This is a genomic window from Streptomyces violaceorubidus, assembly GCF_000717995.1.
In the GTDB taxonomy this organism is placed as follows: domain Bacteria; phylum Actinomycetota; class Actinomycetes; order Streptomycetales; family Streptomycetaceae; genus Streptomyces; species Streptomyces violaceorubidus.
On the sequence record NZ_JODM01000007.1, the window covers coordinates 122,146 to 148,959 of the forward strand.

Below are 26,814 nucleotides of genomic sequence, written 5' to 3' on the forward strand. Positions count from 1 at the left end.
CCATGCGGGCCGACGCCAGGAGAAACCGCGACCACCTGCTCGCCGTCGCAGGCGACGTCATCAGTGAGCAGGGCGTCGACGTGTCGATGCGCGACATCGCGCGCCGGGCGGACGTCGGACTCGCGACGCTTCTGCGGCACTTCCCGACGCGCGAGGCACTGCTGGAGGCGCTGCTTCACACGAGCTTCCACGAGCTGACGGCGAGGGCCGCCGAGCTCGAGGCGTCGCAGGCGGTCGAAGGGGCCCTTGTCGCGTGGGTCCGCGAGTGTGTCGCCTGGACCACCGAGTACCGGGGCGTGACGGTGCTGATGGCGGCCGCCATCGAGGACCCCGAGTCCGCACTGCACGTCTCGTGCACCACTCTGCGCGCGGCCGGGGGCCGCCTCCTCGCCCGGGCGCAGGCCGAGGGCAGGGCGCGTGACGACATCGACGGCGACGACCTGTTCGCACTGATAGCCATGCTCGCCTGGGCCGGTGACCAACCGGCGCTCGCTCCCCGCGCCGACCGCCTGTTCGCCGTTCTCGCCGACGCGGTCCTGGTGGACGCGGGTGACCGCGGGGGGCGGGGTGCCGAGAAACCCGCTCAGCCCAGCACGCGCCCGAGGAAGCCGCGGAGGTAACCCGCGACGACGTCCAGGAATTCGTGCAGGAGCGGGTAGAGCGGGCGGTGGTTCCGGTAGTCGCGGAACAGTGCCAGCTGGATCTCGTCGTTGCCCTCACGGGAGACGAGGGCGAAGTCGTGCTCCCAGGTGTCCGGGCTGACCAGGCTCGGGTCGGGCACGCCGCGCACGTATCGCCAGCGGATGGCGTCGGGAGTCAGCGCTGAGCGGACGGCCGGTTCGGTGTCGGCGCCGGGGTCCGCCCCGTACGCCCGGACGTCGGTCCAGAGCGACTCGTCGAGCGCGTATCGGTCCAGGCCCAGTTGGTCGAGCAGCGGGGAAGTGAGGTCGGCGAGGGCGTCGAAGGTGTAGGCGAACTCGCCCGCGAGAGGGGCGGCGGGGACGGCCTCGCTGACTCGTCAATCGATTTACGGGTTAGGAAGGGCGCCGTCGATGGGCGTACCGCTGGACCTGCTCGACAGCCGGCCGCTCGATGTCGGCCGGGCTGCCGGCCATGATCGTGCGGGTGTGCTCGGTGATCAGGTCGGCGGGCCAGTCCCACCAGGCGGCGCGCTGGAGCCGCTCGATGTCGGCGTCGTCGAAGCGCTGCCGGATCGGTCTGGCCGGGTTGCCGCCGACGATCGTGTACGGCGGGACGTCTGCGGTCACCTGGGCGCCTGGCGCGATGATGGCACCGTCACCGATCCGCACGCCGGGCATGACCGTCGACCGGTAGCCGAACCACACGTCGTTGCCGACGACCGTGTCGCCGCGGCTGGGCATCGCGGTGACGATGTCGAGGGTCTGCTCGGCCCACCGGCCGCCGAACATGGTGAACGGGTACGTCGAGACGCCCATCGACGGATGTTCGGCGCCGGCCATCAGGAACGTGGTTCCCGAGGCGATCGCGCAGTACCTGCCGATGATCAGGCGCTCCGGCCCGTAGGCGTAGAGGACGTTGCGGTGCTCGAAGTCCGTGGCGCCGTCCGGGTCGTCGTAGTAGGTGTACTCGCCCACTTCGATGTTCGGGGAGGTGACCAGTGGGTTGAGGAACACCACGCGGTCGTGGGCGGGCAGCGGGTGCACGGTGGTCGGGTCAGGAGACAAGGCTGGAGTCCTTTGCGTAGGGGTGGGATGTCGCGCGGCGTCCTGGTGGGCCGCGACCGGACCAGGTGCGGATGCGACCTGGCACCTCTCCCGGCCAGGGCGGGCGGCCGTGACGGTCAACGGCCGTTCAAGGGCGCCGTGTTCGAGGCAGCGACCGCGTCCGGCGAGATGGCACGGCGCGGTGCCGCGGAACCTGCCGTGGGATGGGACTTCACCAACCACAGTCCGGTGAACACGGCGCTCGCCAAAGTGACCGCGCCCGCCGTGACGAAGGCGCTGCCGAGACCGGTCTCGAAGGACGCGCCACCGGCCTGCCGGGTGCGCACGACGGCTCCGAGTACGGCCACGCCGAGCACCGCGCCGATCTGGCGGGTGGTGCTGCTGATGCCGGATGCGAGGCCGCCCTCCTGCGACCCGACCGCTTGGATGGCGGCGCCGGTCAGCGGGGACATGGCGAGGGCGAAGCCGGTGCCGGCCAGTGCGAGGCGCCACCACACGTTCCCGTAACCGGTGTCGGCGTGCACCGTGCCGAGCGCGAGGAGACCCAGGCCGGCCAGGGCCAGGCCGGTGGTGACCACGACGCGGAAACCGTAACGGGCGGCCAGTCGGCCCGCGTACGGGCTGACGATCACCATGGCGAGGGAGACCGGCAGGGTCTGCAGGCCGGCACGCAGGATCGAGCTGCCCTGGACGTACACGAAGAACTGGGAGAAGAAGAACGACGAGCCCATGAGCGCGAACCCCACCACCGTCATGGCGGTGTTGGACACGGTGAACAGGCGCTGCCGGAACAGCCGCAGCGGCAGCATCGGAGCGGAACGACGCCCTTCGACGGCCACGAACACGGCGAAGAGGATCACCGCGGCGCCGAAGCTTCCCAGGATGAGCGGTGAGGTCCAGCCGCGGACGCCCCCCTCGATCAGACCGTAGGTCAGGGCTCCCACCGCCAGGACGGACAGCACCGTGCCGGGGACGTCGAGGGCGGGGGCGTTCGGATTGCGGGACTCGGCGAGGTGGCGCAGGCCGACCAGCAGCAGAACCGCTCCGATGGGCAGATTGACCAGGAAGATGGCGGGCCACCCGAAGGCGTCCGTCAGCACGCCGCCGGCCGCGGGGCCCGCGGCCAGACCGATTCCGCTGAGTCCGGCCCACAGCCCGATCGCCTTGACGCGTTCCTGCGGCAGGGGATGGGCGGCGGCGAGCAGGGCGAGTGAGGCGGGGGCGAGCGCCGCGGCGCCGACGCCCTGCAGTACCCGGCCGGCGACCAGCCAGCCGACCGAGGGCGCGAGGCTGCACACCACCGACGCGGCGGTGAACACCGCCACACCGGTCAGGTACACGCGCTTGCGGCCGAACCGGTCGGCGAAGACACCCCCGGTCAACAACAGCATGGCGACCAGCAGTACGTACGCGTCGACGATCCATTGCAGACCGGTCAATTCCGTGTGCAGCCGGTGCTGCATGTCGGGTAGTGCCGCGCCGACGATCGTGTTGTCGAGCAGGACCATGAACTGGCCCAGGCAGGTCACCGTCAGCAGCACGGTCCGACTTGATCGACTGCTTGCGGTCGCATGCGATGCAGTCATGGGGTTCCCCTCGATCGACAGGTGTACCCGGTCGGGGCCGACGCGGGTGGCGATACAGCAGAGCGCGCTAAAGCCGTCCGCGACTGCGTTAATGGACTGTACGTCGGTGCGCCTCACAAACGCAACCAGCCACTGCGTTAAGATGGGATCATGAACGAACAGCGAGCCAGGCGGCCCGGCGGGCGCAGCGCCCGAGTTGCCGCGCAGGTACACCAGGCCGTCACCGACCTGATCGGCGAACGCGGCTACGGCAACTTCACCGTCGGCGACATCGCCACTCGCGCCGGAGTGGCCGACAGCAGCATCTATCGCAGGTGGGGAAGCCTGGAAACCCTGCTCACCGACGTGGCGCTCACCCGCCTCAACGCCCAGTCGCCGATGCCCGACACCGGGAGCCTCGACGGCGACCTGCGCACCTACGCGGCCCAGGTGGCCCGCGAGATCACCGGACCCGACGGCCCTGCGGTGCTGCACCTGGCCGTGGCCCTGGCGGGCAGCGGTCAGCACGGCGTGCAGGCTGGTGCCGACCTCCGGGCCGAACGCACCCGCCAGTTGGAGTCCATGCTCGACCGCGCTCGCCAACGCGGCGAGAAGGCACCTGACGCACTCGACGTGCTGGACCACATCCTGGCCCCGATGTACATCCGCGTCCTGTTCGGCATGGTCCCGCTCACCCCGGACTACATCGACGGACTGGTCGACCGGCTGCTGTGACCCCGACCGCCGTACCGCCGCCGCAGGTTCCTGATCACTCCGCTCGTCCGGCCACAGGGTCGTCGGCGGCTTGCGCGGCCCATGAGGCCAGGATGCGCAGACGTGCGTGACTGGGCGTGCCGGGCTCGGCGGTCAGGGTGACGAGTTGCTGGTCCGGGTCGTCGGTGGAGGTGAGGAAGGACCAGTCGAGGGTGAGCGGGCCGACCACCGGATGGTTCAGCGCCTTCGTACCCGAGCGCTGGACGGCGACCCGGTGGGCACCCTATCAGCGCCTGAAGTCGGGGTCCCGCAGCGACAGTTCACCCACCAGCTCGGTCAGCCGAGGGTCGTTCGGATCACGGACGGCTTCCATGCGCAGCTGCGCCAAGGTCGTCTGTGCCACCCACTCCCAGTTGCTCTGTGCGGCGCGCCTTGAGGAAGGCGCCCAGTGCGCTGTGGTGGGCCTCGCTGCTGCTCGGTGCCATGGATCCCGGACAACGCAGAGGAACTGCTGGAGACGGCCACCCGGCAGTTCCGGGAGATGTTCGACTTCTACCGCACCCCGCGCGGCTGTCACCCCCGTGCCGTCCAGGAGTGGGTGCTGCGCAGCGTCGACCAGCTGGCCCAGTACGACTCGTACGCGATGATCCGGCTCGTCTCGCCCCGCCCCCTGCTCATGATCGTCGGCTCGGAGGCGGAGAGCGCCTACTTCAGCAGGGAGGCGATCGACCGGGCGGCCGAGCCCAAGGAACTGGCCGTGATCGACGGTGCCATCGACCTGTACGACAGGGACGCCTACGTCACCCCCGCCGTCGCCAAGCTCACCGAGTTCTTCGGCACCTGCTTGTCCGGGTGAGTCCATCCGCCCTCCCCGCCCAGCAGGAGTCGTGTGGGGGTGGAGGGGCCCGTTGCCGACCGTCAGTCTTCGGCAAAGGTTCACATGAATGACCTGGAAACATATACATGACTCTTGACTCGTGCTTGCCGCCCCCTCTACGGTCCCCCGATAGAGAGCGTTTTCTGCCGTCGTTTGTCGCGCCCCACTCACGAGAAAGCCCCTGTTCGTACCCAGTCATCCCCCACATTTGGAGTTCGAACGATGGAACTGAGACCTCTCGTCGCCTCCTTCAGCCTGCTCGCCGGCACTCTGGCCGCGGTGGCCACCGGCACTACCGCACAGGCCGCGGCGCAGGCCGCGACGACCGTGTACGTCGCGCCGTCCGGGACGGCGGGCGCCGCCGGCACCCTGGCCGACCCGACGACGCTGGCCTCGGCGGTCAGTCGCGTCGCCGCGGGCGGCACGATCTACCTGCGCGGCGGAACGTACGCGTACAGCCAGACCGTCACCGTGCCCCAGGGGCAGAACGGCACCTCCTCCGCGCGGACCACGATCACCGCCTACGCGAGCGAGAAGCCGGTGCTCGACTTCTCGGCGCAGAGCGAGAGTTCGACAAACCGCGGGCTGCAGGTGAACGGCTCGTACTGGCACGTCAAGGGCATCGTCGTCGAGCACGCCGGGGACAACGGCATCTACGTCGGCGGCAGCAACAACATCATCGAGCGCACCGTCACGCGCTTCAACCATGACACCGGCCTGCAACTCGGGCGGATCTCCTCCAGCACACCCGCGAGCCAGTGGCCGGCGAACAACCTGATCGTGAGCGCCGAGTCGCACGACAACGCCGACTCCGACGGCGAGGACGCGGACGGGTTCGCCGCCAAGCTCACCACAGGCACGGGCAACGTCTTCCGCTACGCGGTCTCCCACCACAACATCGACGACGGCTGGGACCTGTACACCAAGACCGACACCGGAGCGATCGGCCCGGTCACCATCGAGGACTCGCTGGCGTACGGCAACGGCACGCTCAGCGACGGCACGCTCAGCGACGGCACCGTGAACACCAGCGGTGACCGCAACGGCTACAAGCTCGGCGGCGACGACATCGCCGTCAACCACGTCGTGCGCCGCAGCATCGCCTTCAAGAACGGCCACCACGGGTTCACGTACAACAGCAACCCCGGCACCATGGCGATCTCCAGCAACCTGAGCGTCGACAACGCCGAGCGCAACTATTCCTTCGACAAGGGCACGTCGGTGTTCCGCTCCAACACCTCGTGCCGGTTCTCGGTTTCCGGCTCGAACGACAAGACCGTCGGGAACGCGGACAGCTCCAACCAGTTCTGGACGGGCGCGAACGGCAGCCGCTGCTCCTCCTACAGCGGAGCCCTCGCCTGGTCGTTCGCCACCGACGGCAAGCTCGTCGTCACCCTCGGCGGCAAGACCGTGACGTTGTAGGACCTGAAGCGGGTAAACGCCCGAGGGCGCAGACGTCACCGAAGTCTGACGCTCCGGTCCGTGGACAGCACCATGCGGGGCCCTGAAGCAGTCGTATAGGGCCCCGCACGGTGCCGACGCCGTCCAGCAGACCATCAGCAGGAGCAGGTGGCGGCGCTTGAGCGCCCGGCGAGGACTGTCCGGTCCGGTGGGTGAGTACGGTCAGTGCCGTATGCTCGTGCGCGTGAATTCCTCGCCCCCCGCCCGCAGACGCGACGGCGCCGTGACGCGCGAGGCGATCCTCGCCGCCGCGGTCGTGGAGTTCACCGAGCACGGGTACGCCAGGGCCGGGGTGCGGCAGATCGCCGAGCGAGCGGGTGTCACGGCGATGATGATCAACCGCTACTTCGGTTCGAAGGAGCTTCTGTTCGCCCGGGCCGTCGACCGTGCCTTCGCACCGCCGACCGTCGTCGGTGACGGGTCGCCGCGGCTGGCGCACTCCATCGCCCGCACGCTGGCCGAGCGCACATCCGCAGGTGCCGAACAGCTCGATCCGTTCCTGCTGCTGCTCCGTTCGGCGGCGGACCCGGAAGCGAGGGACATCGTCCGGCAGGGTGTCGAGGACCATGTGGGCGCTCGGTTCGCCGGGCTGCTCGAAGGTCCGGACGCGGGCGTCCGGGCGCAACTGGGGCTGGCGCTGGTGGCCGGTACGTGGCTGCTGCGCAGCGTCGTCGGCACCACCGCGCTCGCTGAGGCGGACGACGGACCCCTCGCGGACATCCTCACCGACATGCTCCGCCCGGTCACCCGGGAGGGCGGCGCCTCGGCGGCCGAAGGCCCGGACGGCGGCCTCGGAACCGGTCCGGACGGCGCCGCCGGGTAGCGCACAGGCGCGGTGCCGGCGGAGTGATGCCCGGGTCCGTATCAGAAGGCGGAACGGATCAGCCCGCCGTCGACGCGGATGGTGGCTCCACTGACGTACTGGGCGTAGTTGCTGCAGAGGTAGGCGACCGCCGCGGCGATCTCCTCCGGCTCACCGAACCGCTCCTGGTCGTTGGGGATCAGGGCGTTGACGGCGTTGGGCTGGATCTCCTCCCAGGTCTCTCCCCACCCGCGGGCCGGGCCGATGGTGGTGACGAGCTCCTGGGTGGCCTCGACCAGGATGGCGCCGGGGGAGACCACGTCGGAGGTGACGCCGGTGCCCTTCAGGTCGCGGGCCAGGGAGACGGCCAGGTTGTGTCGGGCCGCCAGGGTGGCGTTGTACTGCGGGTGGGTGTTCATCGGCTGGGAGGCGAGGCCGCCGCCGATGGTGACGACCCGGCCCCAGCCGCGCTCCCGCATGGCGGGGACGAGATGCTGGATCATGCGGACGCCGGAGACGACGTTGACGTTGTAGGTGTCCTGCCACTCCCCCGGGGTCGCCTCGGCCCAGGACAGGTGGCGGTAGAAGCCGGCGTTGTTCACGAGGATGTCGACGGGGCCGTCAGCGGTCGCCGCGCGGGCCACCTCGGCGGCGGCCGCGTCGTCGGCCAGGTCACCGAGCACGATGGAGGCGGTGCCACCGGCCTCGCGGATCTCCCGCGCAACCCGCTCCGTGCGCTCCTTGTCGCGGCCGTGCACGACGACGGCCGCGCCCTCCGCCGCCAGCAGCTTCGCGGTGGCCTCACCGAGTCCGAGGCTGGAGCCGGTGACGAGCGCGCGCTTTCCGGTCAGATCGAGGTTCATGCCTGTTCTTTCCTTGGAGGTTTCTCGGCCGTGAGGGCCGGGAATGTGTGTCTCCCTAGAAGTATACAGCTGTAGACGTTTGGCGTCTGCCGGTTGCGGTCCGCCTGGTGCGGTCGGTTCACCAGCGTCCGAACCGGTCAGTGGGGCTGTGCCCGACCTCTACCGCAGGGCCATGGCGTTGGAGGAGGAGCCGACTCCACCGGTGAGGCAGCCCCGACGTCTCCTGGTCCTACACCGGTTTCCACATGTTCAGGCAGTGGCTGGCCGTTGCAGAGGGCTTCACCCTTGGTGAGGTGCGCGGGTTCGGTGGAGACCGCGAGTGGAGCAGTGTCTCCACCACACTGACACCGCTGCTCGACCACCCAGACGCTGACGGATCCCTCACGGCCGCTCAATGCGCAGCCATGTTGCCCAGACTGGAGGCGATCATCGATCAGCTCGGTCCCGAGGAGGGCGACCTCGTTCTCCAGCGACGTGTCGACGACGCCCGCGAACTGGTCACCGTGATGAAGTACTGCCTGGGCAAGGGCGTTGATCTCGTCTTCGGCTGACTGTCGCAAGCGGTTCCCTGTCGGAGACGACCTGCGGTTACGGGACATCTCTCCCGGCGGTCTCACCGAGCCTTGAGCGGCGCTTCTCACAAGCCCGGGTGACCTGAGTCAGTCGAAGAGGGCAACAAGCCCATTCACCCAGATCGCGAGGAACCCAAGGGTCGCCGCCAGGCAGCCGACGCCCGCCAGCACACCGCCGGCCGTCCACGGCTCGGAGGGCGCCTCGTACGCTCCTTCCAGGGCGTCCCGGTAGGAGGTGGGGTCGTCCCAGTCGACAGGGTGCCCCAGTTCCACGGCGCAGGCGGTCCGCACCGCGACCAGTTGCTCCTCCGCGAAGGTGGAGGCGGCCTTCGCCTCGGGGCCCTGCCAGGCGAGGGCCTCCATGCGCCACCGGGAAGACCCGTACCGCGCCTCGAAGGCAGCGGTCTCGTCGGTGTTCCGGTCCTCTTCGAGGTACATCCAGCGTCCAGCCTCGGCGGCGTCGCCGTAGAGCCGGTACACCTCGGCGAGACGACGGCGGAGCGTCAGATCGTACGGGAAGGACGAGACGAGACCGCGCAGGCGCTGGCGCGCGACGGGAACCCGGCCGGCGGCCAGGTCCGCATCGACTCGGGCAAGGGTCTCTCTCAGGGGCATGGTCGCATGATCGGATACCACACTGACCTACGTCGACCTGGTTTCGTTGCCTCCGGTGGAAGTTCACGTGATTCCCCTGCTACTGACGTGAACTGACGGCAAGACAGTTCCTGAGTTGCTTCCAGCCTCGGCTTGAGCAGGTCAGACGCAGGGGGAGGACCGCACTCGCCAACCACCGCTTCAAGCGCTGGACACCTCGCGAAACGCTGCAGGCGGTCGCGAGCTGCGTGCAGGTCGGACACGACGACGAAAGGCAGATCAGCGCGTCAGCTCAGACGCGCCGCGCACTTGGTCGCGGCTGGCCACCACCACGTACTCGTCGCTCTCGGGATCGAAGGTGGTGGACTGCACCGTGAGCCCAACGCTCCGCAACTGCGCCACGAGGTCCTCGTACCGGTAGGGCCAGATGGACAACCGCTCCGAGCAGGCTCGCACCGCCCCATCCGGCTCGATCTGGGCGACCACGATCTCGAGGAAGTGTTCCTGCTCCCAGCGCTGCTCGATCTGCCAGTAGTAGCTGACGACCGCATCGCGGTCATTGCGGCGGATGAGTCGATCGCGGACGTCCACCCGTGAGCCGGCGGAGCGCACGAGCTCCCAGTTGCGTGAGTGGAGCACAAGGCGTCCGCCCGGATTCAGCAGCCGTGACATCGTTTCCAGCGCGGTCAGACGCCCGGCTGCGCCCTGGGCGTGCCCGAGGGAATTGCCGACACAGAACACGAGATCGAACGCGGCGTCCTCCAGGTGGTCGGGCAGCTCGTCCCAGCTCGCGTGGAGCGCTCGAAGCGAGACACCCTGCTCGTTCGCGGCCTTCTCGGTCCGGCGAACCATCCCACTGCTGGCATCTGTGGCGACCACGTCGAGGCCAAGACTCGCCAGACCGACGGCGAGCTGACCAGTTCCACACGCGCAGTCGAGGACGCGCGCGTTGGGCGGCAGAGAGCCCACGACATCGCTGCAGTAAACCGCGGCTGCCCTGGCGGGGGTCAACCTGTCGTCCCCGATCAGCCACTCGTATACGTCGGACAGCGCCCCGTAACCAGCCACCGCGACAACCTCCCTCACTCGACGACGCGCGGGTTGGACCGCGCCTGCGATGCGGACCGTGAGCCCCGCACCGTGCCGGGCCGTGTCAGCGCAGCATTGAGCAGGACCCAACCACTTCCGGCCGCTGAGACGCCACCGGATTTCGTGGGAAACCGCGGCACGTCGCACCGACGCAGGTCCCTACTCCACCGGCGCCCCATCGGCCACGATGGGGACCGCTTGTTCGGGCGGTAGCTGGGCCCGTTCGTGATCACCTGGTGGCTGGTGCTGATGAGCCGGTCCAGGAGGGACTCGGCGACGACGGAGTTGCGGAAGCGGAATGCCAGGTTGCTGGCGCCCAGTTGCCGGCGATGATCAGCGAGCGTCGGCCGGTCCCACCGGGCCGACTCAACGCCCGTCGACGCGAGCAGCGGGCACGGTTCGGCTGTGCAGTGGGCCGATAAACCCCGTTCGGCGGATTATCACCGCTTCGGGGTAAGCCACCCGCCACCAGGGAGGATGCGGCCATTTGAGCGGCTAGCTTTCTGGGGGAGGAGGGATCGCCGTGATTCCTCCCGCCCGATGTCCACGCCTCCCGTCTGCCGTATCCCCATCGGCGCAGCTGTGTGCGCCGGTCGACCCGTCGTGCAAGGAGAACACCTCCCGATGTCCGTCGACAGCATCCCGGAAGCCCAGACCCCGTCCGACGCACCGCAGCAGGCCCTCGGCACCGCCGCAGCCCGCAACCTCGCCACCACCGCCAAGTCCGCGCCGCAGATGCAGGAGATCACCTCCCGCTGGCTGCTGCGCATGCTGCCCTGGGTCGAGGCCGGCGGCGGTGCCTACCGGGTGAACCGACGGTTGCGCCACACCCTCGGCGACGGGCGCATCGAGTTCGTCCAGGAGGGTGCCACGGTCCGGGTGGTCCCCCAGGAGCTGACCGAGCTGGAGCTGCTGCGCGGTTTCACCGACAGGGACGTCCTCACCACCCTCGCCGACCGCTGCACGCAGTACGACTTCGCGGCGGGCGAGGTGCTGGTCGAACGCGGCAGCCCCGCCGACCGGATCCACCTCATCGCCCACGGTCGGATCGGCCAGACCTCCGAGGGCAAGTACGGCGACCGGATCTCCGTCGCGGTACTCGCGGACGGCGGCCACTTCGGCGAGAACGCACTGTCGGACCCCGACGCCCGCCATGACAGCACCTACACCGCCGAGACCGCCGGCACCCTCCTGACCCTTTCCCGTGCCGACTTCGCCGCGGTCCAGGCGGCCTCGCCCCATCTGCGGGCCCATGTCGAGGAGACCGGATCCCGCGCCCGGCGGCGGCAGACCAAGCACGGTGAGGCCGAGATCGCCCTGTCGGCCGGTCACGTCGGCGAGCCCGACCTGCCCGGGACCTTCGTGGACTACGAACTCCAGCCGCGCGAGTACGAGCTCTCCGTCGCCCAGACCGTGCTGAGGATCCACACCCGCGTCGCCGACCTCTACAACGGCCCGATGAACCAGACCGAGGAGCAACTCCGGCTCACCGTCGAAGCCTTGCGCGAACGCCAGGAGCACGAGCTCATCAACAACCGCGAGTTCGGTCTCCTGCACAATGCCGACTTCAAACAGCGCATCCAGCCCCGCACCGGCCCGCCGACCCCGGACGACATGGACGAACTGCTCTGCCGCCGACGCGGCACGAAGCTGTTCCTCGCCCATCCCAGGACCATCGCCGCCATCGGACGCGGCTTCAACGCCTGCGGTCTCTACCCCGACCACGTCGACCTGGGCGGGCAGTCCGTCCCCGCCTGGCGCGGCGTCCCCATCCTGCCCTGCAACAAGATCCCGATCAGCAGGGAACAGACCAGCTCCATCATCGCGATGCGCACCGGCGAGAAGAACCAGGGCGTGATCGGCCTGCACCAGACGGAGTTGCCGGACGAGTACGAGCCGGGCCTGTCGGTGCGGTTCATGGGCATCAACGAACAGGCGGTCATCTCCTACCTCGTCAGCACCTACTACTCCGCCGCGGTGCTCCTGCCCGACGCCCTCGGCGTGATGGAGAACGTCCAGATCGCCCCCGGGCCGCGCTGAAGCTCTGAATCGTCCAAGAGGCGGTGCCCGTGCCCGACCCGCCCCACGCACCACAGAGTGCTCACCCCCACAGCAGCAAGGAGCCGCCGATGCCCGACTCCGGGCCCCTCGGAACATCACCCGCTGAGCGGGGGCCGACGCCGCCCGCGGCCGTGCCGGACGCTCCCGCCCCGGTGATCCCGGGCCTCACGGTCGCGCCGACCGCCCCCGACTTCCTGGCCGGACTGCATCCGCCGGTCACGATCCCCGACCCGGCACCGCCCTCGACGCCCGCCCCCGCCCCGCGTGACACGCCGGACACGACGAAGGCCGGCTCCGCCCTCCAGCGGGTCCTGCGCGGACCAACCGGGCCCGGGACGACCGCGATCGCCGTGGCCGACCGGTACCGGCAGCACCCGGATCAGGCCTCCCCGGCACCCGCTCCGCCCGCCGCCGGACGAGCCGTTCCCGGCCTCTACCACCACCCCGTCCCGGAACCCGATCCCGTACGGGTCGAGGAGGTGAGCCGCCGGATCAAGCGCTGGGCCGAGGACGAGGTCCAGCTCTATCCCGAGGAGTGGGAGGGCCAGTTCGACGGCTTCTCCGTCGGCCGCTACATGGTCGGATGCCACCCCGACGCGCCGTCCGTCGACCATCTCATGCTCGCCACCCGACTGATGGTCGCCGAGAACGCGTTGGACGACTGCTACTGCGAGGACCACGGCGGCTCACCCGTCGGTCTCGGCGGGCGCATCCTCCTCGCCCACACGGCGATCGACCACTTCCACACCACCGCGGAGTACACGCCGGCGTGGCAGGAATCCCTCACCTCCGACGCGCCGCGGCGCGCGTATTCCAGCGCCATGGACTACTTCGTCCGTGCGGCGACCCCCTCCCAGGCCGACCGCTACCGGCACGACATGGCCCGGCTGCACATGGGGTACCTCGCCGAGGCCGCCTGGGCACAGACCGAACACATGCCGGAGGTGTGGGAGTACCTGGCGATGCGCCAGTTCAACAACTTCCGCCCCTGCCCCACGATCACCGACTCCGTCGGCGGCTACGAACTCCCCGCGGACCTCCATGCTCGGCCCGACATGCAACGGGTCATCACCCTCGCCGGCAACGCGACCACCATCGTCAACGACCTCTACTCGTACACCAAGGAACTCAAAAGCCCGGGCCTCCACCTGAACCTGCCCGTGGTGATCGCCGTCCGCGAGCAGCTCTCGGAACGCGACGCCTACCTCAAGGCCGTCGAGGTCCACAACGAACTCCAGCACGCCTTCGAAGCCGCCGCGGCCGACCTCGCCAAGGCCTGCCCCCTGCCCAGCGTGCTGCGCTTCCTCAAGGGCGTTGCCGCGTGGGTCGACGGCAATCACGACTGGCACCGCACCAACACCTACCGCTACAGCCTGCCCGACTTCTGGTAGAGAACGGACGTATCTGTGACCACTGAGACCACCTCCACCGCCCCGGCGAAGATCCCGGCCCCGGCGACGCCGTACCAGGAGGACATCGCCCGCTACTGGAACAACGAGGCACGTCCGGTCAACCTTCGCCTCGGTGACGTGGACGGGCTCTACCACCACCACTACGGCATCGGCGCCGTGGACCACGCCGCGCTCGGCGACCCTTCGCACAGTCAGTACGAGAAGAACGTCATCGCGGAGCTGCACCGGCTGGAGTCGGCCCAGGCGGAGTTCCTCTTGGACCACCTCGGCCCGGTCGGTCCCGGTGACACCCTGGTCGACGCGGGATGCGGTCGAGGCGGGTCCATGGTCATGGCCCACCGCCGCTTCGGCTGCCGGGTCGAGGGTGTCACCCTGTCCGCCGCCCAGGCCGACTTCGGCAACGGCCGCGCCCGCGATCTGCGTATCGACGACCACGTTCGCTCCCGCGTGTGCAACATGCTCGACACACCCTTCGACAAGGGCAGCGTCACGGCCTCGTGGAACAACGAGTCGACCATGTACGTCGACCTCCACGACCTGTTCAGCGAACACTCCCGCTTCCTGAAGGTCGGCGGCCGGTACGTGACGATCACCGGCTGCTGGAACCCCCGCTACGGCCAGCCGTCGAAGTGGGTTTCCCAGATCAACGCCCACTTCGAGTGCAACATCCACTCCCGTCGTGAGTACCTGCGTGCCATGGCCGACAACCGGCTCGTGCCGCACACCATCGTCGACCTCACCCCGGACACGCTGCCCTACTGGGAGCTCCGGGCCACGTCTTCGCTGGTCACCGGGATCGAGAAGGCGTTCATCGAGTCCTACCGGGACGGCTCCTTCCAATACGTCCTGATCGCTGCCGACCGCGTGTGAGCCCAGACCCGCGGGCCGGGTCGGCGTACACCGACCCGGCCGGCGCATGGGCCCCGTGGTGCGTGGTGAATGGGAGGGAGGCGGCGGCGCTGCACCACTTGCAGGTCGGCCGTGACCACGTCGACCTTCTCCCTCTCCATGCGTCACCTGCCCACCACACGGGAGTTGAGCAAACCACGGACCATGCCAGAGTGGTGGGGCCCGGCGGTAGGCCGGACTACCGGGAGCCCGCCGCAGACCCCGCTTGCCCGCGATCTCGTGGACGCGCTCGGCCACTGCCTGGTCCCCGTCGCGGTAGAGGATCCTGCCGCCCGGGTCTGTCGCGGCACGCGCCGTGGCGGTGCCCCCGACCCGCGTCAGCCTGCCCCGCGCCAGCGGGCTCCACGGGATCACGCCGATGCCCTGGGCGGAGGTTGTAGTGGTCCTGCATCGACACGAACCGGGTCCAGCCGTTCAGGTCGGCCAGGTACAGGGCCTTGGCGAACTGCCAGGTGTACATGGAAGAGGCGCCGATGTAGCGGACCTTCCCGGACCTGACCGCGTCGTGCAGCGCCTCGAGGGTTTCGCTGATCGGAGTGTCATAGTCCCAGCGGTGGATCTGGTACAGGTCGATGTAGTCGGTCCCCAGGCGCTTCAGGGAGGCGTCGAGTTCGGCGAAAACCGCCTTGCGGGACAGCCCTGCGCCGTTCGGACCGGGGCGCATCCGCATCCAGACCTTGGTGGAGAGGACGACGTCCTCGCGCCGGGCGAAGTCCTTGACCGCCTGACCGACGATCTCCTCGCTGCTTCCGGCACTGTACCCGTTGGCCGTGTCGAGGAAGTTGACGCCGACCTCAAGGGCCTGCTTGATGATCTATCGCAACCTAGGAGTTGGAGTGCGCGCTCACGCACCTTCGGAGGCATGGGGCATGCGGGAGCTCCTGGTTGCGCCGTCCGTCCCCACGTCGGAGCAGGCGACCGGCCTGCTTGAGGTCGGTGACGATGGCCTGGACGGTTCGCCATCGGTATGAGGGCGTGGGAAGAGGCCATCCGGTACTTGGGCGGTCGCGTTCGAAGGGCCTGACCTAATCGAAGGGCTCCGGCCACGGGGCGGTCATGTGGGCCGGACGGCGCAATCCGGCAGGTCGGGCGCCACCTGCATCCCGAGGATGGTGCGGACGAGGTGGCTGCGACTGACTGCCGTGCCGTCCATGCGTTCAGGAGGCGTAAGTGAGTGTTCCAGACCAGTCGGCCGTCCCCGAGGTGCCTGACTTCGCGGACCGTACGGACTTCGAGGACGCCGACCGCGGGCTGGTCGCGCCGCCTGCGACGCCGACGGTGACTGGTGCGGACGGGCGGGTGGTCTGGGACTTTCGGGCTACCGACTTCCTGGACGGCGACTGTCCCGAAGCCGCGCACCCGAGCCTTTGGCGTCAGTCCCAGCTATGCGCCCGGGCGGGGCTGTACGAGGTGACCGACGGGGTCTACCAGGTGCGCGGCTTCGACCTGTCCAACATGTCGCTGATCGAGGGGGAACGCGGTGTCGTCGTGGTCGACCCGCTGGTCTCGGCCGAGTGTGCCCGCGAGGCGCTGGCCCTGTACCGCGCGCACCGCGGCGACCGCCCGGTCACCGCGGTGCTCTTCACCCACTCGCACATCGACCACTTCGGCGGCACGCTCGGCGTCGTCGACGAGGGTGCCGACGTCCCGATCGTCGCACCCCAGGGGCTGATGGAGCACGCGGTCGCGGAGAACGTGTACGCCGGTACGGCCATGCTGCGGCGCGGTGTCTACCACACCGGCGGTGACCTGCAACCGCGCCCGGACGGCCTGATCGGCGTGGGGTTGGGCTTCACCGCCTCGCGCGGGCTCCCGAGTCTGCTGCCGCCGACGCTGGAGATCACTCGGACCGGGCAGGAGGAGCGGCTGGACGGCGTGCTGTTCCGGTTCCAGCTCACGCCGGACACCGAGGCGCCCTCGGAGATGAACTTCCACCTCCCCGAGCGGCGTGCCCTGTGCATGGCGGAGAACGCCACCCACAACCTGCACAACATCCTGACCCTGCGCGGCGCGGTGGTCCGCGACGCCCGCCTCTGGTCGCGCTACCTCACCGAGGCGATCCAGCTCTACGGCGACGACTCCGACGTCCTGTTCGCCTCCCACCACTGGCCGACCTGGGGCACCGACCGCCTCAAGCGCTTCCTGTCCGAACAGCGCGACCTCTACGCCTACCTGCACGACCAGACTCTGCGGCTGACCAACCAGGGCCACACCGGCACCGAGATCGCCGAGATCATCGAACTGCCGCCCGCGCTCGCGCAGGCGTGGCACGCGCGCGGCTACTACGGCTCCGTCAGCCACAACGTCAAGGCGATCTACCAGCGCTACATGGGCTGGTACGACGGCCACCCGTCCTCCCTGTGGGAGCATCCGCCGACCGCGAGCGCGAAGCGGTACGTCGACTGCATGGGCGGCCTGGACGCGGTGGTGGGCAAGGCCCGCGCCTACGCCGACGACGGCGACCTGCGCTTCGCCGCCCAGCTCCTCAAGCACGCCACGTTCGCCGCACCGGACAGCACCGAGGCCAAGGAGCTGCTGGCGCGGGTCTTCGAGCGACTCGGACACGGCGCCGAGTGCGGGACCTGGCGCAACAACTACCTCATGGCCGCGAAGGAGTTGCGCGAGGGAGTGAAGCAGGTCCCGATCGCCGCCGGCAGCATGGCGTCGGCGCTCAGCGTGGACCAGATCTTCGACTCGCTCGCCATTCGGGTCAACGGGCCCACGGCGTGGGAGCACACCGTCTCCACCCACTGGCACTTCACCGACCTCCGCGAGCACCACCAGGTGATCCTGCGCAACGGCGTCCTCGTGCACTACGCCACCGAGCGCCCCGAGGAGCACACCGACCTGACGCTCACCCTGACCAAGGCCCAACTGGCGGGCATGCTCGCGGGCCGGGCGAGCCTTGACGGCATCGAGCACATCGGTGATCCCACTGTGCTTCGGACACTGCTGTCGGCCTTGGACGAGCCGGACCCCAACTTCCCGATCGTCACTCCCTGAGCTGTGCCATCAGGCACCCGACCGCATCGACCGCATCGACCGCATCGACCGCATCGACCGCATCGACCGCACCGGCCCCCGGACCCGTCGGGCCCGAGCAGAGGAGGAAGCTCATGGGTGACGCCGTCGGACAGATGCTGGCCTCTGCGGTCGGCATCGCCATCAGCCCGATCCCGATCATCGCGGTGGTGCTCATGCTGGCCACGCCCGACGGTCGCGTCAACGGCACGGCGTTCACCCTGAGCTGGGTCGTGTGCGTCGCGGCCGTCGTCACGGCGGTCGTCCTCCTCGGCTCGGGCGCGGACGCCTCCGGCGACGACGGACCGGCCGGTTGGACGCTGTGGGTGAAACTGGTCCTCGGCGTGCTCTTCCTCCTGCTGGGCGGCAAGCAGTGGGCGGGCCGGCCACGCGAGGGCCACGAAACCGCACAGCCCGGCTGGATGCGGGCGATCGACCGGTTCACCCCGGGCAAGGCGGCCGGGCTCGCCGCCGTACTCGCGGTCGCCAATCCGAAGAACCTCGTCCTGGCCGTCGGGGGCGCCGTCTCCATCGCGGGCAGCGGGGCCTCAGCCGCCGGCAAGGCCGGCGCGGTCGTCCTGATGGCACTCATCGCCTCGCTGTGCGCACTGGCCCCGCTCACCGTCTACCTGGTGGGCGGCGACAGGTCCGCCCGAGTGCTGGACGAGTGGAAAGCGTGGATGGCCCGCCACAACGCCGCCGTCATGACCACACTGCTCGTCGTCCTCGGCGCCAAGTACATCGGCGATGCGGTCAGTGACCTGTCGTCCCACTGACCCGAGCGAAGGTGGGTCCACTCCGTGGGGGTCACACGATCACACGGCAAACCGAACGGAGCGGTGATGGGCTGGCTGCGTCACTACCGCCCGTCCGGGCTGCGCGGTGACGGCCTCGGCGCGCTGACGGCGTGGGCGCTGATCGTGCCCGAGTGCGTGGCCTACGCGCAGATCGCCGGCGTACCACCACAGAACGCCTTCTACGCCGCCCCGTCGCCCTCATCGTCTACGCGCTGCTCGGCCGCTCCAACTTCCTCGTCGTGGGTGCCACCTCGGCCGCCTCCGTGCTGTCCGCCTCCGCCATAGTCGGCGTCGGCTCGCCTGCAGAGGCGGTGGGCCTGTCGGCGGCCGTCGCGGTCATCTCGGGCGCCGTCCTGGTCGCTGCCGGGCTCGCCCGACTCGGTTTCGTCACCAACTTCCTCGCCGAACCGGCTCTGGTCGGCTTCCTGTTCGGCATGGCCCTCACGATCATCGTTCGCCAGCTGTCCAAGATCACCGGTGCCGACGGCGGCGACGGCGACTTCTTCGAGCGGCTCTGGACCCTAGTCCGGCACGTGTCCCACTGGTCGCTCGCCACCCTCGCCGTGGGGCTGACGGCTCTGGCGGTGCTGCTCGTCCTGGAGCGGTTCTGGCCCCGGTTGCCCGCCGCGCTCCTGGTCCTGGTCGTGGGCCTCGCCGTGTCCGCCGGCGCCGGGCTGGAGAAGCATGGAGTGGAGGTCGTCGGAAAGATCCCGTCGGCGGTTCCCGTAGCGCCCCTGCCCGGAATCCCCGCCGCCGACTGGCTCGCCCTCGCCGGGGGCGCGCTGGGCGTGGCCCTCGTCGTCTTCGCCGAGGCATACAGCATCGCAGGCCGGTTCGCCCGCGAACACGGGCAGGAGGTCGACGCCGACCGGGAGATGATCGCCGTAGGAGCCGCGAACGTCGCCGTCGGTCTGGTCCGCGGCTTCGCGGTCTCCGGCAGCGCCTCGCGGTCCGCCGCCGCGGCCGGTGCGGGCGGACGTACGCCCATGGTCTCGCTGATCGCGGCCGCACTCATCGTGCTGACCGCGGCGTTCCTCACCCCCCTGTTCACCGACCTGCCCGAGGCGGTACTGGGCGCCATCGTCATCATCGCGGTGCGCGGTTTCCTGAGAGTGGGAGAACTGCGGCGGTACCCTGCCTGGACCGGAGCAGCCTGTGGGTCGCGCTCACCGCTCTCCTCGGCGTCCTGCTCTTCGACCTGCTGCCCGGCCTGCTGCTGGTGGTGGCCCTCTCCCTGGTCCTGTTCGTCGCCGCCGCCAGCCGCCGCCACGTGGCAGTGCTGGGCCGGCTGCCGGGCAGCGCCGCCCGCGACGACCGCGGAGCCGGGCGCGGTCTCCTGTACGGCGACACGGACATGCGCCCCGACGCCGAACCTGTCCCCGGTGTGCTCGTGGTCCGCCCCGACGGCAATCTGTTCTTCGGCAACATCAGCCGAGTACGACTCGCCGTCCGCGACCGGGTGCAGGCCGCGGAGCCCCCGCCCCACACCGTCGTACTCGACCTCACCGACAGCTACCATCTCGGCGCCCCCGTCCTCGACACCCGGCCCTGTCGACGACCTTCCTGTAGGCGTTGGTCGTCGGCGTGGCGGTTGCGCCTGATGATGCAGCGGCGGATCATGCTGCCCTGCTCAAACGTTGCCCGACGCGGCACGAGTGCAGCGCCGCGTTGATCTTGCGGGGGTGTGTGTCCCGCTGTCGGCAGGCGACGGGGCTGCTGACAGCGGACAGTGATGTGTCAGTTCTTGACGAGCACAGTCGCGTGGGCGGATAGCGCGGAGTTGACCTCGGCTGGATCGAAGGCTGCGGGGCCGAACTGGTCGGCAGAGTCGAGGCCCAGCCATTCCAGGCGGTCTTGGTGTTCTTCGTGGTGGGGATCGGCAAGGATCTCGAGGAGGTAGTCGTATCCCCAGATGCCGCCGCAGTCCTCGGGCGGGCAAGCCCGGCGGCCGGTGAGGCAGCGGGGGTAGGCGGTGTCCGGCTCGGGCTCGGTGATGTCCTCGATGAGGATGTCGTGTTCCCAGTCGTCGCCGAAGTCGTAGGTGTAGCGGAGCCGGTCGCCGGTGGGGGCGGCGACCTGGTGGAGCTGCTTGGAGGCGGCGCTGCGGATGCCCAGGTCACGGTCGGCGGTGCCGTATCGGTCCCGTCCGCTTTCGAAGGCCCACATGTGGTAGTCCTCCCAGCCGAAAGCGGCCTGAATGACGTCGTGCAGTTCGCGCAAGGTGATGCCGGACGGCACCTCCAGGCGGCGCCAGATCGGAGGCCGGGAGTCCCGCAAGGTGATCTTGATCTTGTGGACGGTCTTGCTCGGCGCCGTCCGCGAGGCCGGCTTCGCACTCCTGCTGTTCGCCATGGCGGCCATCCTGCCACCCATGCTCGCCGTCTTCCGGCGGGAGGCGTGGCCCCTGCCGACGACAATGGTCAACGCCATCGGTGGAGCTGGGGGAAGTGGGGGCGTGTGCCGGTGGAGAGTCCGTTCCAGGTGGCCTGGAACAGTGAAGAGCGTGCGTTGCTGGAGGAGTTGACGCGTTCGCGGACGGCGCCGGTGCGCCGGGTGCAGCGGGCCCGGGCCGCACTGGCCTATGCAGACGGTGACGCGAACGCGGCTGTTGCCCGCGCGCTTGGCCTGCATCTGGACACCGTGCGGCGCTGGCGCAAGCGGTTCGCCGCCGAGGGGATGGCCGCGCTGGAGGACCGGCCCCGGCCTGGCCGCTCCCGCCGCTACGGCCCCGAGGTGCACCTGGCCATCGTCGCCACTGTCACCTCCGCCCGGCCCGCCACCGACAGTCAGTGGACCCATCGGGCCATCGCCCATCGCCTGGCCTCCACCGGGATCTCAGCGTCCCAGGTCGGGCGGATCCTGGCCGACCTGGATCTCAAACCGCACCTGGTGCGGGGCTGGCTCACCCGACCGGAGGATCCCAATTTCTACGCCAGGGCCACCAAGGTGTGCGCGCTCTACCTGCGCCGCCCGCCCCACTCGGTGGTGCTCAGTGTGGATGAGAAGACCGCGATGCAGGCTCGCTCACGGCGCCATCCGACCCGGCCGACCCGCCCCGGCCGGATCGAGCGGCGCGAGTTCGAATACCGCAGGCACGGCACCGCCTCCATCGTCGCGGCCCTGGACGTACACACCGGGCAGGTCCTGGTCGAGGACATCACCCGCAACGACTCGGCCGCCTTCATCCGCTTCCTGCGACTGCTGGATCAGAGCATCGACCCGGCCCTGACCATCCACCTGATCCTGGACAACGGGTCGTCCCATGTCTCCAAGGCGACCCTGGCCTGGCTGGCAGCGCACCCGAGATTCACCGTCCACCACACACCCAAACACGCCTCGTGGCTCAACCAAGTCGAGATCTTCTTCTCGATCCTGACCCGCCGACTGCTCCGACGCGGTGAGTTCACCTCGCGCCAGGACCTCATCGACCAGGTCCTCGACTTCACCCTCGCCTACGACGACGAGGCCCACCCGTTCCGCTGGACCTACGACGGCACCCCACTCGAAGCCGCATAACCCCCGCAAGATCAACGCGGCGCTGCACTAGCTAGCGTGTAAGTGTCTCGAAGCCGACATCATCGCAGTACTGCACAACGCGCCCCTCCGCCTCGGAGTCACTGTTGTTCATCGCTGCCACCGTCGCCTCCGCCAAGGTGCGGCCTCCGCCAACGGTCTCATCCCGGAGCGGTCGCATCGCGAGGAAGGCGACCTGAGCAACGGCCCCGACCTGGTCGTACCCTGACGACTCCGGTGTGTCCGTGCCCGCCGCGTTCCGCGCCTTCTGCCACGCCCCCAGCTGCGTGCAGTAGTTCTCCCGCTGCGCGGTCAGCTGCTGCTCGTCCTCGCCCTTCGACGAGGAACACCCGGCCGTCACCGCCACCAGGGCGAGAACCGGGACTATCGCCTTAAGCACGCCCACCACGTTGCCCCCGACTGAAACTGCGTCCGGCTCGTACCTGTCACCTGCAACTCCCGTAGCAGGATATCCGCGTGGGGCCCCTTGGCCGTCGCAGCAGTCGCTGACTCAGCGGCGCAGCGCCCGGCCGTTACGGTCACCCGCCTCTACGGGGAGGGTTTCGCGCAGGCGGGGGACCGGCTGCATCCCCGGCTGACCACCACCCTGAGTCGGACCACAGGGCGGGCCGACTCACTCTCTCTCGGTCGCCGTCAAACCTGCTGAACAATGAACGCGCCGAAGATCGGTAAGTGCTGCCCAAACGCATCGACAACTGCTGTCCGCCTTCAGGTTCTGGCTCAACTTCTGTACTGCGGCGACTCTGAGTGACAGCCGGGCTGCTCTGAGTCGTACGTGAAGTCGCCCGAAAACGGCCCATAGGCAGGGCTGTTGGGCTGACAGTTCGAGGCCGTGGAAGAGGTCGTACTCCGACTGAAGGAGTTGCTGTTCCCGTCGATCGCGCACGTCGCCGTGCCGGGAGGGCTGTCGGCTCGTCAGGAGATGGCTGCCGTCGGCGAGATGCGGGGCGTTCTCGAAGACGCCTGAATGTCCGGATCGCCGGCCTTCGCCCGGTCCCCAGGAGACGCCGCCCTCGCCGGCCTGCGCGCGGGCGGCTGCCCGTGGGGGAGGCAGTGCCGCACCCCGCCGAGCAGGCGGACGGAACGCGTCGCCGCACCGCGGGCTCCCCAGGGCACCCCGACAGACCGGACCGGCCGAAGCGCCCCGGCGTTCTCAGCCGGGTACCCGGCCCCGCGACGACGCTGCCGGGCTTTCCGGCAGCGGCCCGAGGACCGGCGGCCGGCCCGGCGTGCCGTCGAGGCGACGGTGTTCACTCGCCGTCCCACTGGCCTTCGGACGGTTCACGAGGGCTCAACATGTGCAGACCGTCCACTGAACGCTGACCAAGGCCGCTCAGGCCACCAGAACGAAAGAAGTCAGCCAGTGCCGTTCCCCAGTCATAGCACCGACCCGCGAACACGGTCCGCCGTCCGGCGGGGGAGTGTTCTCCTCGCCCTGGCCACGACGCTCACCGTCAGCGCGGGAATGGTGACGACTGCTCAGGCGTCCACACCCGAGCAGACCGCGTCGGCTCCTCGACACATCGGCGGCAAGGACACCGCCCCTCGCCTGATACCGAGTGTTCCCGGGCAGTCCGTCGTGACCCGCGAGGAGCGGACGCCGATCGCCCCCGGACTGAGCCTGACCCGTTTCGACCGGCTCGGAACACAGGGATGGGTACGGGGTCAGGTGCTCGTCGCCGACCTCGCCGAGGACCGGCTGAGCGTCGACCACATCTCCTCCGGCACCGTCACCGGCAAGTCCCGCGTGACCGAGCAGGCCGCTCGTGCCGGAGCCGTCGCCGCGATCAACGGCGACTACTTCGACATGAACGACACCGAGGCTCCCGTCGGCGCCGCCGTCTCCCGCGAGCACGGCCTCGTCAACGCGCCCACCCCGGACCGCACCCAGACGGTCGCCGTCGGCACCGACGGCATCGGCCGGCTCGCCCAGGTGTTCCTGGAAGGCCGGGTGACGGTGGACGGCAACCGCGGCCTCAAGCTGGCCGGTGTCAACTCGCCGGTCCTCAGTGCGGGCGGCATCGGCCTCTTCACCGACCAGTGGGGTCCCTCGCCCCGCACCAAGCCCGTCAGCGGCGCCGACCGGGTCACCGAGGTCCGGCTGCGCGACGGCAAGGTCACCGAGGTGCACGCGGCCGTCGGCGACGGCCCCATTCCGGCCGGCACCAGTGTGCTGCTCGGCCGCGAAGCGGGCGCCGACGCGCTCGCCGAACTCGAACCCGGCGACGCCGTCGAGGTGGCCTACCGCCCGCGCGCCGACTTCGGGGAGGTGGCCATGGCCGTCGGCGGTGGGCAGGTCCTGGTCGCGGACGGCGACGTGCGGCGCTTCACCGACGGTGACACCGTCACCGCCACCTCGCGCACCGGCGTGGGCTTCTCCGCCGACGGCCGCACCATGTACCTGGTCGCGATCGACGGCAAGCAGACCGACAGCCGCGGCATGGACCTCAACGAACTCGGCGCCTTCATGAAGGGCCTGGGCGCCGTCAACGCCCTCAACATGGACGGCGGCGGCTCGACCACCATGGCCGCACGCCTTCCGGGCGAGACCGCGACGGGCCTGGTCAGCAGTCCCTCCGACGGATCGGAACGGCTGGTCGCCAACGGCATCGGGCTCTTCGCAGCCCCTGGATCCGGCACCGTACGCGGCTTCCACGTCCGGCCCGCCCTGTCGGCGGACGGATCGGACAAGGTCTTTCCCGGCCTGCGCCGCACCGTGCGGGCCCTCGCCCACGACGAGACCTACGCGCCGGTGCCCGCCGCCGGGGTGCGGTGGCACATCGAGGGCGGCCGCCTCTCGGTCCGTCCCGGCGCGGACGGCACCGCCGTCGTCACCGGCCGCCGCTCCGGCACCGCTCGCGTCGAGGCCTCCGCCGGTCACCACGCCGACGGGCAGTCACCGCTGACGGTACTCGCGCCCGCCGTACGGATCGCCCCCAGCAAGACCCTGGTGGCACTCGACGGCGCCGGCAAGGACGCCCGACTGACAGTGACCGGCTTCGACGCGCTCGGTGACTCGGCCCCCGTCGAGGCGTCCGACATCAAGGTCACCGGCGGGGAGGGGATCGTCGCGGTGGCGCCCGCCGCCGACGCCACGTTCACCATGCGTGGGCTGGTGGACAGCGGCTCCGCCACCCTGCGCCTGACAGTCGGCCGGATGACCACCGACGTCGCCGTCACCGTCGGCCTGGCCGAGACGTCCTTCGCCGACCTCGCCGACGCCGCTTCGTGGACCTCGGCGAACGACCGCGCCCCCGGCGGATCCGTCGCCCCGGCCCCCGGTCACGACGGCGCGCAGGGTCTGCGGCTGAGCTACGACTTCACGCAGTCCACCGCCACCCGCGGCCAGTACGCCCTGCCCCCGCAGCAGATACAACTGCCCGGCCAGCCCCAGGCCGTCACCATGTGGATCAACGGCGACGGCAACGGGGCCTGGCCCCGGCTGCAGTACCGCAACGGCTCGGGAGTGACCGCCAACCTGGACGGCCCCGTGATCGACTGGACCGGCTGGCGCAAGGTCGAGTTCCCCGTGCCCGCGGGCACCGCCTACCCGCTCACCTTCCAGCGGGTGCGGCTGATGGAGACCAGCGCGGCCCGCTCCTACACGGGCCGGATCACCGTCAGCGACCTGCGGATCAAAGTCGCCCCGGACGTGGCCCTGCCCGCCAGTGCGAGGGTCACCGACCCGGTCGTCGTCACCGACGGCACAGTCGACGGCCGTCCGCTGCGCGTCGCCGTCATGTCCGACGCCCAGTTCGTCGCGCGTGACCCGGACAGCCCGCTGGTCGAGGCGGCCCGTCGTACCCTCGCCGAGATCGCCGAGGCCCGCCCGGACCTGCTCGTCATCAACGGCGACCTCGTCGACGAGGGCTCCCCGGCCGACTTCGCCCTCGCCCGCCAGCTCCTCGACGAGTTCGACGCCCGCACCGGCGGGAGCGTCCCCTGGCACTACGTGCCCGGCAACCACGAGATCATGGGCCCGGGTTCGACCGTGAACTTCGAGGCCGCGTTCGGCGAGACCACCTCGGTGTTCGACGCCGGCGGCACCCGTTTCATCACGCTGAACACCTCCACCGGCACCCTGCGCGGCGGCGGCCTCGCCCAACTGCAGCTGCTGCACGACCAACTCGCGGCGGCGGCCGAGGACAAGTCCGTCAGCGGCGTCGTCCTCTTCGAGCACCACCCCACCCAGGACCCGTTGCCGGACAAGGCGAGCCAACTCGGCGACCGCAAGGAGGCGGCACTGGTACAGCAGTGGCTCGCGGACTTCCGCACCGGCAGCCACAAGTCGGCCGCGTTCGTCGGCTCCCACGTGGGCGTCTTCCACGCCGCGTCCGTCGACGGCGTCCCCTACCTGGTCAACGGCAACTCCGGCAAGAACCCGGCCGGTGCCCCCGACAACGGCGGCTTCACCGGCTGGACGATGCTGGGTATCGAACCGTCCGAGGGCCGGTCCGGTGACCTGTTCGACGTGCCGTCCGACGACGCCGGGATGTGGCTGCGGGCCGAAGTGCACGCCCGCACCGACGCGGTGTCGCTCAGCGCACCGGAGAGGCTCTACGTCGGAGAGCGGTCCGAGGCGGCGGCGACGGTCACGCAGGACGGCACCCGTACGGTGCCGGTGGCGTGGCCGATGAGCGCCGACTGGGCCGGAGCTCGCGTCGACGTGGTGGGCGACGACCACGACGGCCGCTCGGGCGCTGCCCCCGTGGTCTCCTTCGACCCGGCCTCCGGCACACTCCTCGCCCGCAGGGCGGGCACCGCGGTGCTCCGGGTGACTGTGAACGGGGTGTCGGCGCAGCGGCAGATCACCGTCCGCAAGCACTGAACGGTCGAC

23 protein-coding genes and 4 pseudogenes are annotated in these 26,814 nt (G+C 70.0%); 16 read left to right on the forward strand and 11 right to left on the reverse strand.

Annotated elements, in window-relative coordinates; translation table 11 throughout:
* Window positions 1–2: 2 nt before the first annotated feature.
* Window positions 3–620 (forward strand): TetR/AcrR family transcriptional regulator, encoded by a 618-nt coding sequence (locus tag IE94_RS0113100; RefSeq protein ID WP_051777471.1) that lies wholly within the window; start codon window positions 3–5, stop codon window positions 618–620.
* On the opposite strand, the pseudogene IE94_RS37965 reads toward IE94_RS0113100, so the two are convergent.
* The 3 genes and pseudogenes from IE94_RS37965 to IE94_RS0113115 form a co-directional block, all read right to left on the reverse strand.
* Window positions 584–994, reverse strand: a pseudogene (locus tag IE94_RS37965) (alpha/beta hydrolase); the annotation flags it as partial. The gene IE94_RS0113100 and the pseudogene IE94_RS37965 overlap by 37 nt on opposite strands.
* Window positions 995–1,034: 40 nt before the next feature.
* Window positions 1,035–1,706 (reverse strand): CatB-related O-acetyltransferase, encoded by a 672-nt coding sequence (locus IE94_RS0113110; protein ID WP_030182807.1) that lies wholly within the window; start codon window positions 1,704–1,706, stop codon window positions 1,035–1,037.
* 116 nt (window positions 1,707–1,822) lie between these two features.
* On the reverse strand, window positions 1,823–3,292 hold the full coding sequence (locus IE94_RS0113115) for a DHA2 family efflux MFS transporter permease subunit (protein ID WP_030182809.1): 1,470 nt from the start codon (window positions 3,290–3,292) through the stop codon (window positions 1,823–1,825).
* Window positions 3,293–3,442: 150 nt separating this feature from the next.
* Between IE94_RS0113115 and IE94_RS0113120 the strand changes: the two genes are divergently transcribed.
* A complete protein-coding gene (locus IE94_RS0113120; protein ID WP_030182811.1) occupies window positions 3,443–4,006 on the forward strand; it encodes a TetR/AcrR family transcriptional regulator in 564 nt (187 codons plus the stop codon).
* Window positions 4,007–4,040: 34 nt separating this feature from the next.
* Here IE94_RS0113120 and IE94_RS35490 read toward each other — a convergent pair.
* Window positions 4,041–4,415, reverse strand: a pseudogene (locus tag IE94_RS35490) (MmyB family transcriptional regulator); the annotation flags it as partial.
* A 48-nt stretch (window positions 4,416–4,463) separates the two neighbouring features.
* Between IE94_RS35490 and IE94_RS0113130 the strand changes: the two are divergent.
* The 3 genes from IE94_RS0113130 (at window position 4,464) to IE94_RS0113140 (ending at window position 7,146) form a co-directional block, all read left to right on the forward strand.
* Window positions 4,464–4,841 (forward strand): alpha/beta hydrolase family protein, encoded by a 378-nt coding sequence (locus IE94_RS0113130; RefSeq protein ID WP_245235239.1) that lies wholly within the window; start codon window positions 4,464–4,466, stop codon window positions 4,839–4,841.
* Between the two features lie 243 nt (window positions 4,842–5,084).
* A complete protein-coding gene (locus IE94_RS0113135; protein ID WP_030182816.1) occupies window positions 5,085–6,284 on the forward strand; it encodes a right-handed parallel beta-helix repeat-containing protein in 1,200 nt (399 codons plus the stop codon).
* Between the two features lie 223 nt (window positions 6,285–6,507).
* The gene (locus IE94_RS0113140) at window positions 6,508–7,146 is read left to right on the forward strand and encodes a TetR/AcrR family transcriptional regulator (protein ID WP_245235231.1); all 639 of its coding nucleotides are present in this window, start codon (window positions 6,508–6,510) and stop codon (window positions 7,144–7,146) included.
* 41 nt (window positions 7,147–7,187) lie between these two features.
* On the opposite strand, the gene IE94_RS0113145 is transcribed toward IE94_RS0113140, so the two are convergent.
* On the reverse strand, window positions 7,188–7,988 hold the full coding sequence (locus IE94_RS0113145) for an SDR family NAD(P)-dependent oxidoreductase (RefSeq protein ID WP_030182821.1): 801 nt from the start codon (window positions 7,986–7,988) through the stop codon (window positions 7,188–7,190).
* Window positions 7,989–8,392: 404 nt separating this feature from the next.
* Between IE94_RS0113145 and IE94_RS41000 the strand changes: the two genes are divergently transcribed.
* Window positions 8,393–8,539: a hypothetical protein gene (locus IE94_RS41000; protein ID WP_245235232.1), complete on the forward strand. Its 147-nt coding sequence runs from the start codon at window positions 8,393–8,395 to the stop codon at window positions 8,537–8,539.
* Window positions 8,540–8,647: 108 nt separating this feature from the next.
* Here the strand turns inward: IE94_RS41000 and IE94_RS0113155 are convergent, their stop codons facing one another.
* Together IE94_RS0113155 and IE94_RS0113160 are read right to left on the reverse strand one after the other, a co-directional pair.
* Window positions 8,648–9,175: a DUF6584 family protein gene (locus IE94_RS0113155; protein WP_030182827.1), complete on the reverse strand. Its 528-nt coding sequence runs from the start codon at window positions 9,173–9,175 to the stop codon at window positions 8,648–8,650.
* 258 nt (window positions 9,176–9,433) lie between these two features.
* Window positions 9,434–10,222 carry a class I SAM-dependent methyltransferase gene (locus IE94_RS0113160; protein ID WP_030182831.1) on the reverse strand — a complete coding sequence of 263 codons (789 nt, stop codon included), beginning with the start codon at window positions 10,220–10,222 and terminating at the stop codon, window positions 9,434–9,436.
* Between the two features lie 645 nt (window positions 10,223–10,867).
* Here IE94_RS0113160 and IE94_RS0113165 point away from each other — a divergent pair.
* The 3 genes from IE94_RS0113165 (at window position 10,868) to IE94_RS0113175 (ending at window position 14,586) form a co-directional block, all read left to right on the forward strand.
* Window positions 10,868–12,283, forward strand: coding sequence for a family 2B encapsulin nanocompartment shell protein (locus IE94_RS0113165; protein WP_030182833.1), 1,416 nt, complete (start codon window positions 10,868–10,870; stop codon window positions 12,281–12,283).
* Between the two features lie 89 nt (window positions 12,284–12,372).
* Window positions 12,373–13,695: a family 2 encapsulin nanocompartment cargo protein terpene cyclase gene (locus tag IE94_RS0113170; protein WP_030182836.1), complete on the forward strand. Its 1,323-nt coding sequence runs from the start codon at window positions 12,373–12,375 to the stop codon at window positions 13,693–13,695.
* Window positions 13,696–13,710: 15 nt separating this feature from the next.
* Window positions 13,711–14,586, forward strand: coding sequence for a geranyl diphosphate 2-C-methyltransferase (locus tag IE94_RS0113175; RefSeq protein WP_030182838.1), 876 nt, complete (start codon window positions 13,711–13,713; stop codon window positions 14,584–14,586).
* Window positions 14,587–14,811: 225 nt separating this feature from the next.
* Here the strand turns inward: IE94_RS0113175 and IE94_RS35500 are convergent.
* Window positions 14,812–15,439, reverse strand: a pseudogene (locus IE94_RS35500) (aldo/keto reductase); the annotation flags it as partial.
* Between the two features lie 356 nt (window positions 15,440–15,795).
* Between IE94_RS35500 and IE94_RS0113195 the strand changes: the two are divergent.
* A complete protein-coding gene (locus tag IE94_RS0113195) occupies window positions 15,796–17,628 on the forward strand; it encodes an alkyl/aryl-sulfatase (RefSeq protein WP_051777477.1) in 1,833 nt (610 codons plus the stop codon).
* On the opposite strand, the gene IE94_RS41530 is transcribed toward IE94_RS0113195, so the two are convergent.
* A complete protein-coding gene (locus tag IE94_RS41530; protein ID WP_280922698.1) occupies window positions 17,618–17,743 on the reverse strand; it encodes a hypothetical protein in 126 nt (41 codons plus the stop codon). The genes IE94_RS0113195 and IE94_RS41530 overlap by 11 nt on opposite strands.
* Here IE94_RS41530 and IE94_RS0113205 point away from each other — a divergent pair.
* The 3 genes and pseudogenes from IE94_RS0113205 to IE94_RS41830 all read left to right on the forward strand — a co-directional run bounded on the left by IE94_RS0113205 (window position 17,742) and on the right by IE94_RS41830 (window position 20,115).
* Window positions 17,742–18,422 (forward strand): GAP family protein, encoded by a 681-nt coding sequence (locus tag IE94_RS0113205; RefSeq protein ID WP_030182842.1) that lies wholly within the window; start codon window positions 17,742–17,744, stop codon window positions 18,420–18,422. The two genes, IE94_RS41530 and IE94_RS0113205, sit on opposite strands and share 2 nt — an antisense overlap.
* A 152-nt stretch (window positions 18,423–18,574) precedes the next feature.
* Window positions 18,575–19,549 (forward strand): annotated as a pseudogene (locus IE94_RS37970) (SulP family inorganic anion transporter); the annotation flags it as partial.
* 248 nt (window positions 19,550–19,797) lie between these two features.
* Window positions 19,798–20,115, forward strand: a complete 318-nt coding sequence (locus IE94_RS41830) for a sodium-independent anion transporter (protein ID WP_425337963.1) — start codon at window positions 19,798–19,800, stop codon at window positions 20,113–20,115.
* A gap of 65 nt (window positions 20,116–20,180) precedes the next feature.
* Here the strand turns inward: IE94_RS41830 and IE94_RS0113215 are convergent, their stop codons facing one another.
* Window positions 20,181–20,795, reverse strand: coding sequence for a plasmid pRiA4b ORF-3 family protein (locus IE94_RS0113215; RefSeq protein WP_037922488.1), 615 nt, complete (start codon window positions 20,793–20,795; stop codon window positions 20,181–20,183).
* A gap of 129 nt (window positions 20,796–20,924) precedes the next feature.
* Between IE94_RS0113215 and IE94_RS0113220 the strand changes: the two genes are divergently transcribed.
* Complete coding sequence (locus IE94_RS0113220; protein WP_051777490.1) at window positions 20,925–21,959, forward strand: IS630 family transposase; 1,035 nt, start codon at window positions 20,925–20,927, stop codon at window positions 21,957–21,959.
* A gap of 31 nt (window positions 21,960–21,990) precedes the next feature.
* On the opposite strand, the gene IE94_RS0113225 is transcribed toward IE94_RS0113220, so the two are convergent.
* Window positions 21,991–22,356 (reverse strand): hypothetical protein, encoded by a 366-nt coding sequence (locus tag IE94_RS0113225; RefSeq protein WP_245235233.1) that lies wholly within the window; start codon window positions 22,354–22,356, stop codon window positions 21,991–21,993.
* Between the two features lie 453 nt (window positions 22,357–22,809).
* Here IE94_RS0113225 and IE94_RS41535 point away from each other — a divergent pair, with 453 nt between their 5' ends.
* The gene (locus IE94_RS41535) at window positions 22,810–22,944 is read left to right on the forward strand and encodes a hypothetical protein (RefSeq protein ID WP_280922699.1); all 135 of its coding nucleotides are present in this window, start codon (window positions 22,810–22,812) and stop codon (window positions 22,942–22,944) included.
* Window positions 22,945–23,442: 498 nt separating this feature from the next.
* A complete protein-coding gene (locus IE94_RS0113235; RefSeq protein WP_078606469.1) occupies window positions 23,443–26,805 on the forward strand; it encodes a phosphodiester glycosidase family protein in 3,363 nt (1,120 codons plus the stop codon).
* Window positions 26,806–26,814: the final 9 nt, after the last annotated feature.

Coding starts and splice junctions, on each gene's coding strand:
- IE94_RS0113170 (WP_030182836.1), top strand. CDS start 12,373: ATGCCCGACTCCGGGCCCCTCGGAACATCACCCGCTGAGCGGGGGCCG.
- IE94_RS0113235 (WP_078606469.1), top strand. CDS start 23,443: ATGGTGACGACTGCTCAGGCGTCCACACCCGAGCAGACCGCGTCGGCT.
- IE94_RS0113155 (WP_030182827.1), bottom strand. CDS start 9,175: ATGCCCCTGAGAGAGACCCTTGCCCGAGTCGATGCGGACCTGGCCGCC.
- IE94_RS0113215 (WP_037922488.1), bottom strand. CDS start 20,795: ATGGCGAACAGCAGGAGTGCGAAGCCGGCCTCGCGGACGGCGCCGAGC.
- IE94_RS0113165 (WP_030182833.1), top strand. CDS start 10,868: ATGTCCGTCGACAGCATCCCGGAAGCCCAGACCCCGTCCGACGCACCG.
- IE94_RS0113120 (WP_030182811.1), top strand. CDS start 3,443: ATGAACGAACAGCGAGCCAGGCGGCCCGGCGGGCGCAGCGCCCGAGTT.
- IE94_RS0113135 (WP_030182816.1), top strand. CDS start 5,085: ATGGAACTGAGACCTCTCGTCGCCTCCTTCAGCCTGCTCGCCGGCACT.
- IE94_RS0113100 (WP_051777471.1), top strand. CDS start 3: ATGCGGGCCGACGCCAGGAGAAACCGCGACCACCTGCTCGCCGTCGCA.
- IE94_RS0113115 (WP_030182809.1), bottom strand. CDS start 3,292: ATGACTGCATCGCATGCGACCGCAAGCAGTCGATCAAGTCGGACCGTG.
- IE94_RS41830 (WP_425337963.1), top strand. CDS start 19,798: ATGCGCCCCGACGCCGAACCTGTCCCCGGTGTGCTCGTGGTCCGCCCC.
- IE94_RS0113145 (WP_030182821.1), bottom strand. CDS start 7,988: ATGAACCTCGATCTGACCGGAAAGCGCGCGCTCGTCACCGGCTCCAGC.
- IE94_RS41000 (WP_245235232.1), top strand. CDS start 8,393: ATGTTGCCCAGACTGGAGGCGATCATCGATCAGCTCGGTCCCGAGGAG.
- IE94_RS41530 (WP_280922698.1), bottom strand. CDS start 17,743: ATGAGCTTCCTCCTCTGCTCGGGCCCGACGGGTCCGGGGGCCGGTGCG.
- IE94_RS0113205 (WP_030182842.1), top strand. CDS start 17,742: ATGGGTGACGCCGTCGGACAGATGCTGGCCTCTGCGGTCGGCATCGCC.